Below are 1,582 nucleotides of genomic sequence, written 5' to 3'. Positions count from 1 at the left end.
ATACCAGCTAATATAAGTCAATACTTTTGACTTAATATTGATTCATAAGTAATGTTACAATAAAAAAAGGCATGACAAAGAGACTTCAAAACAACAATTTGAAGTTTTTGTGATTAATGTAATTATTAGTTATTTGTTATGCGATGAAACTCTCTTTATGCTTGAGAATGGCATAAATCCAATGTAATAGCTTGTTGGCGCAGGCTATTATCGCTACTTTGTGAGGTTTTCCCTCACTTCTTTTTTTGTCGTAAAACTCTTTAAGTTTGGTGTTTCGATTATTCGTTAATCCACACTGAACGGCTGTATATAAAGCTTGTCGTAACTTGGAAGAGCCTCTTTTCGTGATGCGGTTTATGGTAGCTGTAAACTTACCTGATTGATAGATCCTAGGGTCAATTCCTGCATAGGCCACTAGCTTTTTAGGGTGACTAAACTGCTTGATTTCCCCGATTTCGGAGATGATTGTAGCCGCAATCTTACATCCTACTCCCGGTATAGAACGGAGAATCTCATACTCTTCAAACTGCTTGGCTAATTCATCAATCTCTTGTTCTAGGATGGATAGGAACTCTTTTTGTTGAAGAAGCATTTGGATGTACATTTTTAAGGTCACTAAATGGCTATGATATAGGGTTTTCTTAAATGGGTTTCGTTCGGCTGCTTCTTTAAGCTTATTCGCCTTATCCCAAAACCATGCATAAGAACGTTTTCCCCCTAGACTATGCATTACACTCGCTATTTCATCTGTTGTTGCCTTTAAAACGACGTCGGAAGTAGGATATAAAAGCAAGGTCTTTAAAGATACCTGTGAATATAAATTCCCAAAAACGCCTTTATATTCAGGAAAAACTTGATCTAGAATCGTTTGAAACTGTAGCTTTAACTGTACGTAATTACGAGTTAATGAATCATGTTGTCTAGATAAATTACGTAAGTTCATGGTTTGAACATTTTTCCGGTGAAATGTTTGTAGATCTTCTTTGTAGTAGAGTTCGCATAAATGTCGAGCATCAGCTGGGTCTGACTTAACCTTTCGAAGGCTACTCTTTTTAGTTTCGTAAGAAACCACTGGATTCACTAAATAGTAGGTTATCCTCCTTTCCTCAAGATACTGAAGTACAGGCTCATGATAGTGTCCAGTAGATTCAAAAATGACCACAGGATCTGCTTCAGCGTTCAATTTGACTTCCTTGTAAAATACATAAAAATCACGTAAACCATTGGTATCATGCTTAAACTTAAAGGTTTTTCCAAAAGGTTGCTTTCTTGCCAAGAAAGCTTGGACTTGGCTTTCTCCTTTTGCGACATCCAGACCAATGACTGGATCCATACTTTATCACATCTCCTTTTACTGTATTTGCCGGCAGCCCCTGACTATCTTGTAGTTTCATAGCTTCGCTTGTTATTCGGGGTCAAAGCCCCAACCAGCCTCAAACATGTTTCTACAAGTAGGGGGTGGACAGTATAACGGACGGGATCCTTGTCCCAAGGGCGCGAACGTCCTCCCCCGGCTACCTAAAGAATAACCTATTAAAAATAGGCCAACCAGATATATATTCTGGATGACCTTATAATACGA

The 1,582-nt window shown here is 38.2% G+C and carries 1 protein-coding gene; it reads right to left on the bottom strand.

What is annotated here, in order from left to right; genetic code table 11:
• Positions 1–136 precede the first annotated feature (136 nt).
• Positions 137–1,333, bottom strand: coding sequence for an IS110 family RNA-guided transposase (locus tag D1970_RS21325; protein ID WP_119114863.1), 1,197 nt, complete (start codon positions 1,331–1,333; stop codon positions 137–139).
• Positions 1,334–1,582 lie beyond the last annotated feature (249 nt).

Source organism: Mesobacillus zeae, assembly GCF_003570705.1.
Classification (GTDB): domain Bacteria; phylum Bacillota; class Bacilli; order Bacillales; family Cytobacillaceae; genus Mesobacillus_C; species Mesobacillus_C zeae.
The sequence above is the reverse complement of the archived record's forward strand: the minus strand, read 5'-3'. Positions and strand labels throughout refer to the sequence as shown.

Coding starts and splice junctions, on each gene's coding strand:
- D1970_RS21325 (WP_119114863.1), bottom strand. CDS start 1,333: ATGGATCCAGTCATTGGTCTGGATGTCGCAAAAGGAGAAAGCCAAGTC.